The following is a 13,348-nucleotide window of genomic DNA, read 5'->3' as shown; positions in this document are numbered from 1 at the left end:
CGTACATGTGACCCGCTCGGCCGCCGGTACGCGCCGGGGCCGCGCACACGCGTCCCCGGCCCATCATGCCTCTCGCGCGCTCTGGTGGCGCTCGGCGAGGGCGACCAGCGTGCGAGTGATCACTCCGGTGCCGCCCTTCGGGGTGTACCCGTGCGGCGCCTCCTTGTTGAACGCCGGCCCTGCCATGTCGATGTGGGCCCAGCGCACGCCGTCCGGCACGAACTCACGCAGGAAGATGCCCGCCGCGAGCATGCTGCCGGACCGCTCGGGATTGAGGTTCGCGATGTCGGCGACCGGAGAGTCCAGGCCCTTGCGCAGCTCCTCAGGCAGCGGCATGCCCCACGCCGCCTCACCCTGCGCGACGGCGGTCTCCACCACGTCGGCGCGCAGCTCGTCGTCGGAGGCCATGACGCCACTGGTGCGCCAGCCGAGCGCGACGATCTGCGCGCCGGTGAGCGTGGCCACGTCCACGATGACGTCCGGATCGTCCTCGGCGGCCCGCGCGATGCCGTCCACCAGCACCAGCCGGCCCTCGGCGTCGGTGTCGAGCACCTCGACGGTCTTGCCGCTGTAGGTGGTGAGCACGTCGGAGGGCCGCTGCGCCGTGCCGCTCGGCATGTTCTCCGCCAGGCACAGATAGCCGACCGCGTTCACCCGCAGCCCGAGCCGCGCGACGGCGAGCAGCGCGCCGAGCACGGCCCCCGCGCCACCCATGTCGGACTTCATCCACGCCATGGACGCCGACGGCTTCAGCGACAGTCCTCCGGAGTCGAACGTGATCCCCTTGCCGACGAACGCCACACGCGACGTCGCCTCAGGGTGCTCGTAACCGAGCCGCACCAGCCGCGGCGGATTCACCGACCCCTGGCCGACCCCGACGATGCCCCCGAAACCGCCGCTCCTCAGCGCCGCCTCGTCGAGCACATCGACGGTCAGCCCCGCCTTGTCACCGAGCTCCTCGGCCAGCTCGGCGAACCTTGCCGGCGGCAGGTCGCACGGCGGCGTGTTGACCAGATCGCGCACCAGGCACACCGACTCGGCCAGCGTCGCCGCCCGGTCGAGCGCCTCCTGCGCCTCGCCGGCGTCACTGAGCACCGCCAGCTCACCGACCGGCGCCTTCTCCTTGCCCGTGCGGTACTTGGTGAACACGTACGCCCCGAGCAGCCCGCCGAGCGCCACCGCCTCGACCTGCCCCGCCGTACCGGCCGGCAGCGCCAGCGCCGCCCGCCCCGTCCCCGCCAGCGACCGCACCGCCGTACCCGCGGCCCGCCGCAGCACCTCGAGATCGTATGCGCCGTCCCCCGGCTCGTCCCCCAGCCCCACGGCGACGATCACCGTCGCCGCCACGGCCCCGAACGACGGGAACTTGGCCGTCTCACCCGCCGCACCGCCGAAGCCCAGCGCACCGAGCGTGGCCGCCAGCCCACCCGCGATGGCGTCATCGATGCCCTCGGCGCCGGCGGCGGGACGCGGGCCGTCTGGGGAACTGTGGATCCCGATCACGAGGGCGTCGGACTCCACCGACCTCGGGTCAGGCGCGTTAAGTCGCACTGTCGTCACGTGAGCCGATGCTAGCCGTGCTTGCTCCGTACGCATAAACGAGGGTTCGTCCGACGAATTCCGGGTCGCTGGGTGGGGATGGAGCGGGCTGGTGGGATCGGTGGCGGATGGGGGTGGGGAGCGTTCGGGTCCGAGGGCCGGTCAGGGCCTTGAGGGTGGGATCGGTCTCGATCGGTTCTTTGATCGGAGCCGGATGGTGTTGGGGGCGTCCGGGTTCGGGGGTCGGGTCAGGGTCCCGGGTGTGGGGGTTCGGACTTGATCGGTTCTTTGACCGGTGGCGGATGGGGTGATGAGAGTCGGGTTCGGACCAGTGGGGCCGGGAGGCGGTCGCGATCAGTTCTGGAACCAGTCACGAACTCTCGAATCGTGTCCGATCGACTGTCAGATCAGCATCGCGCTGACGAGGAGGGCCGCCGCGGTGGCGGTCTCCACCAGAGCGCCGAGCACGTCCCCGGTGATGCCGCCGAGCCGCCGCACGGCATGCGTCTGGAGAAGCCACGCGGCCCCCAGTCCCGCGGCCGGCCCGAGCACGTACGCCAGGGGAACGCCGGTCGCCACTCCTGTGAGCAAGGCCACCACCCCCGCCGCGGCCGTCACGATGATCGCGTCGCTGCGCCGCACCGACCCCGCCACCATGGCCCCGAGCCCTTCCGGCCGCGCCGCGGGCACTCCCGCCACACAGGCCCACGTCACCGCCAGCCGTCCCGTCACACACGCCACCACCAGCGCCACGGCCCCCGCCTCGCTCGCCGCCGCCACCTGCACCAGCAGCGTGAACACCAGCGCCATCACGCCGAACGGCCCGATGTCCGACCGCTTCATGATCTCCAGCGCCTCCGGCGCGGCCCTGCCGCTCCCCAGCCCGTCCGCCAGATCCGCCAGCCCGTCCAGATGAAGCCCCCGCGTGAGCACCGCGAGCACCCCCACCCCGAGCACCGCCGCGAGCAACCCCCCCACAACCAGCCCCGCCAACGCCATGACCCCCGCCGCCACGACCCCCAGCGCCACCCCCACGAGAGGTGCCAGCGTCATGGCCCAAGAGGTCGTCCCCTGGTCGACCCGAGCCGTCCCCACAGGCCAGACGGTCAACGTCCCGACCGCCAGCCGCAGCCCCTCGGCCACCGGCCGTTCCCCGGAAGACGAGGTCGTCACACTCCCCAGTATCACGCCTCCCGCCTCCCCCCGCGCGAACCCACCCACCGACCGGCCACCGCACCACGTCCCGCCGATACGGCACCGACTCGAAGAGCGCACGGACCAACACGTGTCATGCCGTGCCGTGTGTCGTGTCGTGTCGTGCTGTGTGTCGCGAAGCCACACCTCTACGAGGTGATAACCCCCTCCGGCTGTTGCGTCCCCTGCCCACCCATCAGAGCCGGCCCACTCAGACCGACCGGCCCACCCACAACCCCCCGCCACCCGGCCGCGAAACAACACACGGCACGAGACTCGACTTGGGTGCGCGATGCGGTGCAGAGCATTACACCCGTCGCGGCACGACTTCACGGTTCGTCTGTACGTCGAATCCGACCGGCACCGCGATGGCGAGCGGGGGACGGCTCGGTCCCCCTAGCCTCCGCGAGCAGGTGATTCGGCTGCGCCTTGGTGCAAGGTCTCATCCCTGCGGGATCGAAAACCCCACTGGGCTGTTGCGTCCCCTGCCCACCCATCAGAGCCGGCCCACTCAGACCGACCGGCCCACCCACAACCCCCCGCCACCCGACCGCGAGACAACACACGGCACTAGACCCGGTCCGACATGAGACCCGGTCCGACACGACTCGAGTCACGCCAGGGTGTCTTGATCCGGTTTGACGGACATCAGAGGTTCATCCCCGGAAGGATGTCCATCATGGAGAGCATGGGGAACAAGTAGCGTCCTCGCCGCTCGTTCACGCCGGAGGTCAAAGCCGAGATCGTCGAGCTGTGCCGGCGTAGTGATCGTTCGATCGGCCAGATGGCCTGGGACTTCGATCTGACCGAGGCCGCGGTGCGGAACTGTATCCGCACCGCCGAGGTCGACGCCGGTGAACGTGATGGGCTGACCAGCGGCGAACGTGGGGAACTGGCGGCGTGGCGGCGGGAAAACCGCCGGCCGCGTGAGGACGTCGACATCCGCAAGCGGGCCACGGCTTTCTTGGTGCGGGAGACTCGGTGAGCGTGGACCCGTTCCTTGAGGCGGAGAAGCAGGACGGTCACGACGTCGAACGCGGCTCATGCATGCGACACGACATGACATCCGGCAAGCAACGGCACACGGTACAACGCTGGACGGGCTGCCGAACTCACGCGCACCCTTGGAGAAGCAACGATTTGCCGAATCCCCGTGCCGTCGTCGCGGTGGTGATCAGGTACGGCGTACGGATGAATGTGACGGCTTGCGCAGAGCTGTAAAGGCACTGGCCGCGTGGCCGTGTCGTGCCGCGTGTCGTGCCGCGTGTCGTGCCGCGTGCCGTGCCGCGTGCTGTTTCGCCGCCGAGTGGTTGGGGGGTTGTGGGTGGGCCGGTCGGTCTGAGTGGGTCGACTCTGATGGGTGGGCAGGGGACGCGGCAGCCCAGTGGGTTTCCATCCCTGCAGGGTTGTGGCGCTTGCGGGAAGGCACGGCTGGATCATCTGCACGCGTCTGCATCGCTTGCCGTGCCGTGCCGTGCCTGGTGCCGTGCCTGATGTCGTGTTGTGTCCAGTAGTGCCGCGTTGTGTCGTGTTGTCAGCGCGGTCGGCCAGGTGGGGGTTGTGGGTGGGCCGGTCGGTTTCAGTGGGTCGACTCTGATGGGTGGGCAGGGGACGCGGCAACCCAGTGGGGTTTGCCATCCCGCAGGGGTCTGGTCGTGCGGGAAGGCACGGCCGGATCATCTGCACTCGGAGGTGGTTGCACCGAGCCGTGACTCGTCTCGCCGTCGCGGTGGTGACCGGATACGGCGTGCAGGTGAACGTGAAGCCGTGCCGCGACGGGTGGACGATTCGCATCACCCACCCCGAGCCGAGCCGCATCGAGCGTGTCGAGTCGTGTCTCGTGCCGCACCGCGTCTCGTGCCGTGCGGTTGTTGCGCGGTCTGGTGGTTGGGGGGGTGTGGGTGGGCCGGTCGGTCTGAGTGGGTCGACTCTGATGGGTGGGCTGGGGACGCGGCAGCCTGATGGGGTTCAGCCATCCCCGGGCCGTGTGGCCGTTCGAGGAGGTGCGGTCGTGGTGGACTGGGTGGGGGACCTGGACAGGGCCGTTATGGGTACGTAGGACGGGGCCGTCGCCGGGCCGCTGGGGGAGGCGATGGTCCCGGTGTTGCCGGGGGGCTTCTGGGGCTGGTCGTCGGCGTCCGAAAGGTGGGAGGACGCGGCGACAGGTGGTCAGGTCAGGAGGGGGATGGGGCGGCCGGCCAGGACGAAGGTGGTTTCTTCGGATTCGGTGGTGAGGCGCTGGTTGAGGCGGCCCAGGGCGTCGCGGAAGACGCGGCCGGCGGCGGTGGCGGGGACGACGCTCAGGCCGACTTCGTCGCTGACGGCCACGACCTGGGCCCGGGTTTGGCGCCAGGCGGCGATCAGGTCGTCGCAGCGGGCGGCGACGGCGTCGAGTGCGGTGCCGAAGCGGACGGGTCTGCGGCCGCGGGGACGGTCGTGCGCGGGGTCGTCCCAGGCGCCGCAGCCGTCGAAGACGGCGGTGAGCCAGGTGCCGATGCCGTCGATGAGGAGGGGGCCGGTGGCGGTGCGCAGGAGGGTGGCGAGTTCGGTGGTCTCGATGGTGGTCCAGTACGGGGGACGGCGGCGCTGGTGCGCGCGGACACGGGCCAGCCACTCGGGGTCGCGGCGGCCCGCGGGGCCGGTGGCGACGTAGGTGACGTCGGGCTCGGTGATGAGCCGCAGTTCGGCTTCGGCGGATTTGCCGGACCGGGCCCCGCCGAGGATGAGGGTGCGGCGCGGCGGGGTGGGTCGTGGCGGGGGGAGGTGCCGGGTGTCGAGGATGGTGCCGTCGTCCACGGCGTGCGCTCCCCAGAACGCGAGGCGGCGGGTCAGTTCGGCCTCCGACGGCAGCCGGTGGTCCAGGTGGACGGCGATGACCTGGGTCCGCGCGGTCACGAGGCCGCGCCGCCGCAGGTCGCCGAGCCGCTGCGGCCGGTCGAGCAGGTCGATGAGCACAAGGTCGTAGGCGTCCTCGGCCCAGCTCGGCGACGGGTCGCCCCGGCCTTCGTCCTCAGGCGCCACGGCGTGCAGGACCCGGCCGCGGTCGGGCCCGCTGACGGCGTGCCCGTCGGGGGTGACCGTCATGCGGTATCCCTTCGGCAGGGAGGCCGGTGGCGCGAGTGGCAGGCCCGCCGGGGGTGCCAGCCGCACCATGTCGTCGAGCACGATGGACGTGGGGACGCGGTGACCGGGGGAGAGCCGGGAGCAGGAGGCGCACCCGCACGCGGGTTCGGGCCACCCGAACGGCCCGGCCGTCCCGGAGAGCTGGACCTTCACCGTGCCTCGGCAGGGGAGAGGGACGCGCGAAACGCCGGTGCGTGGGTCGCCGGGGAGGTTCGCGAGGTGGGGACCTCGGTGGTGGTCACGGGAGATACCGGTGTGCGGGTCGCCGGGGAGGTTCGCGAGGTGGGGACCACGGCGGTGGTCGCGGCAAATACCGGTGTGTGGGTCGCCGGGGAGGTCTGCGAGGTGGGGACCTCGGAGGTGGTCGTGGGGAACGCCGGTGTGGTGGGGGCCTTGGGGGTGAGGTGAGCGGGGACCCGTGCCGGGGTGTTCTCAGGCGGCATGGGACGTGCTCCTAGCGTGGTCGGATGTCGGTCGGGTGCTCCTCGGCCTGTCCGCGCGCCCCCACGGCAAGATCTGCGGGACACTCCCAGGAGATAGGGTCTGCCAGAGCCCCGGGAGGCGTTCGGCGAACCCCGCGAAAAGGAGCGTATGGCATGACTTGGCGGTGGCGATATGAAAATGCCAATGGCGGTGAGGTGACCGAGGGCCTGCTTCCCCGGGAGGTGTTTCCGAGCCAGGCGGACGCGGAGTCGTGGCTCGGGGAAAACTGGAAAGGGCTCCTCAATTCCGGTGTCGAGCAGGTGTCGCTGCTGGAGGGCGACAAGGTCGAGTACAAGGGGATGTCCCTGCGTGTGGAGTGACGACGGGGCCCTTCGTGTCGCATGGTGCCGTTGTGACACGAATTACGAAGGGCCCCGGTCACCGATGACCTTACGGTCGCGCCTTTACCCCGGATAAGGACATTTACCGACTACGGCCGGGGATTCGGACTTTCCGTCCGAGAAGGGTCGCGCTCGATCAGGGAGCCGAGCGTCTCGTCGATTCTGGCCATCACGTCGGCGTCGAGTTTGACGCCGGCCGCCTTGACGTTGTCGCGCACCTGCTCGGGCTTGGAGGCCCCGATGATGGCGCTCGACACGTTGGGGTTCTGCAGCACCCAGGCCACGGCGAGCTGCGCCATGCTGAGCCCGAGGTCGGAGGCGACGGGCTTGAGGTCCTGTACGGCCGACAGCACGTCGTCGCGCAGGAAGCGGTTGATCATGGTGGCGCCGGTCTCGTCGGTGGCCCGGGAGCCCTCAGGCGGCGCCTGGCCGGGCAGGTACTTGCCGGTGAGCACCCCCTGCGCGATCGGCGACCAGACGATCTGGCCGACGCCTTCCTTCTCGCACAGCGGCACGATCTCGCCTTCGATGACCCGCCACAGCATGGAGTACTGCGGCTGGTTGGACACCAGCCGGTCGAACCCCATCTGGTCGGCGATGCGCAGCGCCTCGGCGATCTGCGACGCCTTCCACTCCGAGACGCCGACGTAGAGGACCTTGCCCTGCCGGACCAGGTCGTCGAACGTCTTGAGCGTCTCCTCGAGCGGCGTCTCGTAGTCGAACCGGTGCGCCTGGTACAGGTCCACGTAGTCGGTGCGCAGGCGCCGCAGCGAGCCGTGGATCGACTCGGTGATGTGCTTGCGCGACAGGCCGCGGTTGTTCACCCCGGGGCCGGTCGGCCAGTAGACCTTGGTGAAGATCTCAAGGGAGTCGCGCCGCTGCCCCTCGAGTGCCCGGCCGAGAACATCCTCGGCCCGGGTGCCGGCGTACACGTCGGCGGTGTCGAACGTCGTGATCCCCTCGTCGAGCGCGGCGGCGACGCACGCCTTGGCGGCGTCCTCCTCGACCTGGGAACCGTGGGTGATCCAGTTGCCGTAGCTGATCTCGCTGACTTTGAGACCGCTGCGGCCGAGATGGCGGAATTCCATGCCAAGACCCTAAACCTCCGCGGCCGGACCGGCCGGGGGAGCCCCCGTCCCCCGTGCGAGGCGGGACGGGGAGCGGCTCACCGCTTGGGGACGACGGGCTCTCCGCCGGGCCGCACGGTGGGAGGCGGGAAGCGCAGCCGCCGGATCTGCAGCGCGCGCATCGCGGCGTAGAAGCCGACACCCTTGACGCTCTCGTCCGGCAGCTTCCGCGCGACCTCCTTGCGCACCCGCTGCGACACCATGATGGAGCTGGCGACCACCAGGACGATCATCAGCGGCCACAGGAAGGTGATGGCGTAGGAGTACAGGATGATGCCGGTCTGTCCGAGCACCATGGGGATCGTCCACAGCACGAGCAGCAGGGCCAGCGAGAACGGCAGGAAGTACTGGCTGATCGTGCGCCGCGAGTCGACCCAGTCGCGCGCGAGCTTGCGTGCCGGGCCGCGGTCGCGCGCCGGCAGGTAGCGGTCGTCGCCGCGCATCATGCCCTCGCGGGCTCGCACGCGCTCGGCGGCCTGGCGTTCGCGCATCTGCTTGTACGCCTCTTTGCGGTTGGCCGGGGCGGTCATCGGGGACCGGCGGCGGCCCTCGGCGTCCTTGCGCTTGGGGGTGGGGCGGCCCTTGCCCGCGGTCTTGGCCTGCGAGTCGGCCGACGTGGCGGAGGCGTCGTCCGCGGGGGCCTGATTACGACGTGGGAACACGGCGTCAGCCTACCGGCGGTGCAACTTAATGACGCCCTCGCGCGTTATGCGTAGGGTGGACGTAGGCGACTTTGCCGCGATAATCGGGGGCCGGTGGCATGAGCGGGCAGCCTATGGAGCAGGGAGCATAGATGCCGGCGCAGCGAGCATACGGCCGGCGAGCGTCGCTGCGTGCGGGAACATAGGCATAGCACTACCTAAGAAGGGGACGGCCGACGCGCATGAGCGTGATGAAGAGACTTTCCATGATCTTCAGGTCCAAGGCCAACAACGCCTTGGACAAGATGGAGGATCCGCGCGAGACCCTGGACTATTCCTATCAGCGGCAGCTTGAGCTCCTGCAGAAGGTCCGCCGGGGTGTGGCCGACGTCGCCACGTCGCGAAAGCGCGTGGAACTGCAGATCAACCAGATCCAGCAGCAGTCCAAGAAGCTTGAGGACCAGGGACGCAAGGCCCTCGGCGTGGGCCGTGAGGACCTCGCGCGCGAGGCGCTGAGCCGCCGCTCGGCGCTGCAGAGCCAGATCGCCGACCTCCAGGTGCAGCACAACAACCTGCAGGGCGAGGAGGAGAAGCTCACCCTCGCCAGCCAGCGGCTCCAGGCCAAGGTCGACTCCTTCCGTCACCGCAAGGAGACGATCAAGGCGACCTACACCGCCGCCGAGGCGCAGACCCGCATCAACGAGGCGTTCTCCGGCATCTCCGAGGAGATGGGTGACGTCGGTCTCGCCATCCAGCGTGCCGAGGACAAGACGGCGCAGATGCAGGCCCGCGCGGGTGCCATTGACGAGTTGCTCGCCAGTGGCGCGCTCGACGACTTCAGCGGCCAGCGTGGCGACGACATCCAGGCCGAGCTGGACCGCATGGGTGGCGGCAGCGACGTCGAGCTGGAGCTCGCGCGCATGAAGGCCGAGCTCGGCCAGGGCCCCGCCCCGAGGGACGCCATCGAGTCCGGCCAGCACGCGCAGCAGCACGCGCCTCAGCAGCAGCCCCAGCAGCAGCAGTACCCCCAGCAGCAGTACCCGCAGCAGCAGGCGCCGCAGGGCGGCCCGACGCAGCAGTACCCGCGCCAAGGGGAGGGCTTGTGATCATCCGCATCATGGGCGAGGGCCAGGTGCAGATCGCCGAGGGGGACATCGACGTCCTCAACCTGCTGGACGGCGAGCTGGAAGCGGCCATCGAGACCGACGACGAGGGCCAGTTCCGCTCCAAGCTGCACGCGCTGCTGGACAAGGTGCGTCAGATCGGCAAGCCCTTGCCGGACGACGCGCTGGAGCCGTCGGAGCTGATTTTGCCGCCGGCTGACGCTTCGATCGACGAAGTAAGGGGCATGCTGGGCGATTCCGGGCTCATTCCGGGTTAGCTTGGACATATGACGCAAACCCGGTTCGCCCCCGACCGGGGTCTGACCGTCCGCATGGTCGTGACCATGTTCCTGCTGGGGCTGCTGTACGTCGCGTTCGTGGGTGCCCTGCTCGCCCTCGGCGTGCAAGCGGTCGTGGTGCTCGTCCTCGCCGGTGGCCTCCTGCTGGTGCAGTACTTCCTGTCCGACAAGATCGCGTTGTTCGCGATGCACGGACGTGAGGTCTCCCCGCAGGAGGCCCCCGAGCTCCATGGCCTCATCGACCGCCTCTGCGCGATGGGGAACACCCCGAAGCCGCGGGTGGCGATCGCCGACAGCGACGTCCCCAACGCGTTCGCCACGGGACGCGACCAGAAACACGCCGTGGTCTGCGTGACCACCGGCCTGCTGCGGCGGCTCGACCCGGCCGAGCTCGAAGGCGTGGTGGCCCATGAGATGTCCCACGTCGCGCACCGCGACGTCGCGGTCATGACCATCGCCTCCTTCCTCGGCATCGTCGCGGGGCTGATGACGCGCTTCGCGCTGTACAGCGGCCTCGGCCGCGACCGCGGCAACAACAACGGCCCCCCGATCGGGCTGATCATCATGCTGGTCTCGATCGTCGTGTACGCGATCAGCTTCCTGCTCACCCGCGCGTTGTCGCGCTACCGCGAGCTGTCGGCCGACCGCGCCGGCGCGCTGCTCACGCAGCGGCCGTCCGCGCTGGCCAGCGCGCTGGTCAAGGTCAGCGGCGAGATCGCGCGCATCCCGACGCGCGACCTGCGCGAGGCACAGCCGTTCAACGCGTTCTTCTTCGCGCCGGCGCTGTCGGGCCGCGGCGTGGGCCAGGGCCTCGCCACCTTGTTCGCCACCCACCCGCCGCTGGAGCGGCGCCTGGAACAGCTCAACCGCATCTCCGCGCAGCTCGGCCGCGGCGGGGTGTGACGTGGGCTGGCTGGACGCGCTGCTCGGCAGGGGCAAACCCGCCAAACCGAACCTCGACGCGCTGTTCGCGCTGCCGTCCGCGGCGGTGACCCTCCAGGCCGCCACCGGCTTCACCCCCTCCGGGACCGGCTCGGTGTGCTTCCGGCCCGCCGAAGGCGGCGCGTTCGCGACCCTGGAGAAGGACGTCACCGAGCTGCTCGGCGACGTGGACGTGGAGCGCACCCGCGACGCCTACGGCTACACCTGGCTGCTGCTGCGCCGTCCCGCCGACGACGTCGCCTCGCTCGTCACCGACCTGCACGGCGTCAACTCCTCGCTGGAGGCCGCCGGGTTCGGGCCGTCGCTGCTGTGCTCGCTCGTGACGTTCACCGGCCCGGGTGGCGAACGCCTCGCGGTCGTCTACCTCTACAAGCGCGGCACCTTCTACCCGTTCGCCCCGCTCGCGGGGGAGCGCAGGGACAACGCACTGGAGCTCCAGGTACGCGGCGCCATGTCCGGTGAGCTGCCGATCGAGGAGGACCTGTCGCGGTGGTTCCCGGTGTGGGGTGCGCCAGGCCTGTGACCGGCCGCCGCCCGGCGATCCCCACCGGCCCGCCGTTGCCGTACCAAAAGCGATCAGTCACCCCCATGTGGTCCTAAGCAGGTGAACAGCCGGGTATACGACCCGACGATCACTGACGAACGGCCGACGCGGGGGAGACGGCGTGGCAGTCACCGAACAGGGCCGCGCCGCGGCGGCCGGATCGGCACGTCCGGCCACCGGCGGCGGACGGATCAGAGCGCTGGTGCCGCGCGTGCTGTCGGCCGCCATGGCGGCGGCGGCGCTGTACTCGGCGGCCATCGCGCTGGTGCCGCCGCTGCGCGGCCTGCTGCTGCCGGTGACCTTCGTGATCGAGACGGCGGTCTTCCCGGTGGCGCCGAACCTCGGCTACGCGGTGTTCCTCGCGATCCTGGCCGGAGCGCTGGCCCGCCGCAAACGCGCCGCGCACCGGGTGGCGGCGGCCGTGTTCACCCTGCTCGTGCTCGGCGACCTCGCGGTGGTGCTGTCGGCGTCGCTGATGCCGGACCTCGTGGAGGAGTTCGGGCTGACCGGCCAGGTGGTCGCCTCCGAGGTGAACCTCGCGGTGGCCGCCGCCGCGCTCGGGGTGCTCGTGGCCGCCGCCGACGAGTTCTTCGCCCCCACCCGTAAGGCGTCCTTCCGCCAGGCCCTCGCCACTCTCGCCGGTCTGCTCGCGCTGTCGGGAGCCGTCGGGTACGGCCTGGTCACCCTCTTCCCCGGCACGCTGCGCGACGAGCACCACCTGGCCTGGGCCGTGGAACGCGCGCTCGGCGGCGCCGCGACGTTCGACGCGCGGCGGTCCGGGCTGCCGCCGTCCTGGGTGGACCTCGTCATCGGCATGCTCAGCGCCGTCGCGGTGCTCGCGGCGTTCGCCGTGCTGTTCCGCTCGCAGCGCGCCAAGGCCGAGCTGCCGCCGGACGACGAGCAACGCCTGCGCGCGCTGCTTTCCACGTACGGCGCGCGCGACTCCCTCGGCTACTTCGCCACCCGCCGCGACCGCGCCGCGGTCTTCTCGCCGAGCGGCAAGGCGGCTGTGTCGTACCGCGTCGTGGCCGGGGTGTGCCTCGCGGGAGGCGACCCCATCGGGGACGTCGAGGCGTGGCAGCCGGCGATCAGAGCATGGCTCGAACAGGCGCGCCGGTACGGCTGGGCCCCCGCGGTCATCGGGCCGGGGGAGACCGCCGCGCTCGCGTACGCGCGCGCGGGGCTGCGGGTGCTCGAACTCGGCGACGAGGCCGTCATCGAGGTCGCGGACTTCGGCCTGGACGGCAGGGAGATGCGCGGGGTGCGGCAGGCGGTGAACCGCGTGCGCCGCGCCGGGTTCACCCTGCGCGTCCGGCGGCACGCCGACGTGCCGGCCGCCGAGATGCGCGAGGTCGTGGACCGCGCCGCCGCGTGGCGCGACAGCCGCGACGAGCGCGGCTTCTCCATGGCCCTGTGCCGTCTCGGCGACCCCGCCGACGGCGACTGCGTGCTGGTGGAGGCGCACGACGCCGACGGCAGGCCCGCCGCGCTGCTGTCGTTCGTGCCGTGGGGAGACGACGGGCTGTCGCTCGACCTGATGCGGCGCGACAGGGACACCGACAACGGGCTGATGGAGTTCATGGTGGCGGGACTGGCCGCCGCGGCCCCCGGCCTCGGGATCAAGCGGATCTCGCTGAACTTCGCCATGTTCCGCTCGGTGTTCGAGCACGGCGCGCGGCTCGGCGCGGGACCGGTGCTGCGCCTGTGGCGCTGGACCCTGGTGTTCGTGTCGCGGTGGTGGCAGCTGGAGTCGCTGTACCGGGCCAACGCCAAGTACCGGCCGAGCTGGGTGCCGCGGTTCCTCGCCTTCGACGACGCGCGCGACCTGCCACGCGTCGGACTCGCCTCGGTCATCGCCGAGGGCTTCCTCACCGCTCCCAGGCTGCCGCGATTCCCCCGGTTCGAGCGGCGCGCGGGTCACGCTACGGGTACGGGTTCGCTCAGCAGGTGAAGTGTTCCGCCGCCGCACCCCACAATGGTGTGAATTGCGATTGATGTGGGGCGATGGAGGG

General features: G+C 70.8%; 13 protein-coding genes. 7 read left to right on the top strand and 6 right to left on the bottom strand.

Annotated features, from left to right (window positions below):
• Positions 1-63: 63 nt before the first annotated feature.
• On the bottom strand, positions 64-1,596 hold the full coding sequence (locus tag BJ992_RS20495; protein WP_184983410.1) for a leucyl aminopeptidase: 1,533 nt from the start codon (positions 1,594-1,596) through the stop codon (positions 64-66).
• Between the two features lie 345 nt (positions 1,597-1,941).
• Positions 1,942-2,712: an adenosylcobinamide-GDP ribazoletransferase gene (locus BJ992_RS20490; RefSeq protein WP_343072779.1), complete on the bottom strand. Its 771-nt coding sequence runs from the start codon at positions 2,710-2,712 to the stop codon at positions 1,942-1,944.
• Between the two features lie 805 nt (positions 2,713-3,517).
• Between BJ992_RS20490 and BJ992_RS20485 the strand changes: the two genes are divergently transcribed.
• A complete protein-coding gene (locus BJ992_RS20485) occupies positions 3,518-3,718 on the top strand; it encodes a hypothetical protein (RefSeq protein WP_184983408.1) in 201 nt (66 codons plus the stop codon).
• A 1,184-nt stretch (positions 3,719-4,902) separates the two neighbouring features.
• On the opposite strand, the gene BJ992_RS20480 is transcribed toward BJ992_RS20485, so the two are convergent.
• Positions 4,903-6,009, bottom strand: coding sequence for a bifunctional adenosylcobinamide kinase/adenosylcobinamide-phosphate guanylyltransferase (locus BJ992_RS20480; RefSeq protein WP_184983406.1), 1,107 nt, complete (start codon positions 6,007-6,009; stop codon positions 4,903-4,905).
• Positions 6,006-6,299 (bottom strand): hypothetical protein, encoded by a 294-nt coding sequence (locus BJ992_RS20475; RefSeq protein WP_184983404.1) that lies wholly within the window; start codon positions 6,297-6,299, stop codon positions 6,006-6,008. The genes BJ992_RS20480 and BJ992_RS20475 overlap by 4 nt, the downstream gene beginning before the upstream one ends.
• A 153-nt stretch (positions 6,300-6,452) precedes the next feature.
• Here BJ992_RS20475 and BJ992_RS20470 point away from each other — a divergent pair, with 153 nt between their 5' ends.
• A complete protein-coding gene (locus BJ992_RS20470) occupies positions 6,453-6,659 on the top strand; it encodes a hypothetical protein (RefSeq protein ID WP_184983402.1) in 207 nt (68 codons plus the stop codon).
• Positions 6,660-6,769: 110 nt separating this feature from the next.
• On the opposite strand, the gene BJ992_RS20465 is transcribed toward BJ992_RS20470, so the two are convergent.
• Positions 6,770-7,768, bottom strand: a complete 999-nt coding sequence (locus BJ992_RS20465; protein ID WP_184983400.1) for an aldo/keto reductase family protein — start codon at positions 7,766-7,768, stop codon at positions 6,770-6,772.
• Positions 7,769-7,845: 77 nt separating this feature from the next.
• A complete protein-coding gene (locus tag BJ992_RS20460) occupies positions 7,846-8,469 on the bottom strand; it encodes a DUF3043 domain-containing protein (RefSeq protein WP_184983398.1) in 624 nt (207 codons plus the stop codon).
• A 221-nt stretch (positions 8,470-8,690) separates the two neighbouring features.
• On the opposite strand from BJ992_RS20460, the gene BJ992_RS20455 reads away from it, so the two are divergent.
• The 5 genes from BJ992_RS20455 (at position 8,691) to BJ992_RS20435 (ending at position 13,287) form a co-directional block, all read left to right on the top strand.
• Complete coding sequence (locus tag BJ992_RS20455; protein ID WP_184983396.1) at positions 8,691-9,554, top strand: PspA/IM30 family protein; 864 nt, start codon at positions 8,691-8,693, stop codon at positions 9,552-9,554.
• On the top strand, positions 9,551-9,829 hold the full coding sequence (gene pspAA / locus BJ992_RS20450) for a PspA-associated protein PspAA (protein ID WP_184983395.1): 279 nt from the start codon (positions 9,551-9,553) through the stop codon (positions 9,827-9,829). The genes BJ992_RS20455 and pspAA overlap by 4 nt, the downstream gene beginning before the upstream one ends.
• 9 nt (positions 9,830-9,838) lie before the next feature.
• The gene (gene htpX / locus BJ992_RS20445) at positions 9,839-10,753 is read left to right on the top strand and encodes a zinc metalloprotease HtpX (protein ID WP_184983393.1); all 915 of its coding nucleotides are present in this window, start codon (positions 9,839-9,841) and stop codon (positions 10,751-10,753) included.
• 1 nt (position 10,754) lies between these two features.
• On the top strand, positions 10,755-11,315 hold the full coding sequence (gene pspAB / locus BJ992_RS20440) for a PspA-associated protein PspAB (RefSeq protein ID WP_184983391.1): 561 nt from the start codon (positions 10,755-10,757) through the stop codon (positions 11,313-11,315).
• Positions 11,316-11,457: 142 nt separating this feature from the next.
• Positions 11,458-13,287, top strand: a complete 1,830-nt coding sequence (locus BJ992_RS20435; protein WP_343072778.1) for a phosphatidylglycerol lysyltransferase domain-containing protein — start codon at positions 11,458-11,460, stop codon at positions 13,285-13,287.
• The last annotated feature ends 61 nt before the right edge of the window (positions 13,288-13,348 follow it).

The sequence above is a fragment of the Sphaerisporangium rubeum genome, from assembly GCF_014207705.1.
Lineage (GTDB): Bacteria > Actinomycetota > Actinomycetes > Streptosporangiales > Streptosporangiaceae > Sphaerisporangium > Sphaerisporangium rubeum.
This window is presented reverse-complemented; position numbering and strand designations above follow the sequence as displayed.

Coding starts and splice junctions, on each gene's coding strand:
- BJ992_RS20495 (WP_184983410.1), bottom strand. CDS start 1,596: ATGCGTACGGAGCAAGCACGGCTAGCATCGGCTCACGTGACGACAGTG.
- BJ992_RS20485 (WP_184983408.1), top strand. CDS start 3,518: ATGGCCTGGGACTTCGATCTGACCGAGGCCGCGGTGCGGAACTGTATC.
- BJ992_RS20475 (WP_184983404.1), bottom strand. CDS start 6,299: ATGCCGCCTGAGAACACCCCGGCACGGGTCCCCGCTCACCTCACCCCC.
- BJ992_RS20470 (WP_184983402.1), top strand. CDS start 6,453: ATGACTTGGCGGTGGCGATATGAAAATGCCAATGGCGGTGAGGTGACC.
- BJ992_RS20465 (WP_184983400.1), bottom strand. CDS start 7,768: ATGGAATTCCGCCATCTCGGCCGCAGCGGTCTCAAAGTCAGCGAGATC.
- BJ992_RS20455 (WP_184983396.1), top strand. CDS start 8,691: ATGAGCGTGATGAAGAGACTTTCCATGATCTTCAGGTCCAAGGCCAAC.
- htpX (WP_184983393.1), top strand. CDS start 9,839: ATGACGCAAACCCGGTTCGCCCCCGACCGGGGTCTGACCGTCCGCATG.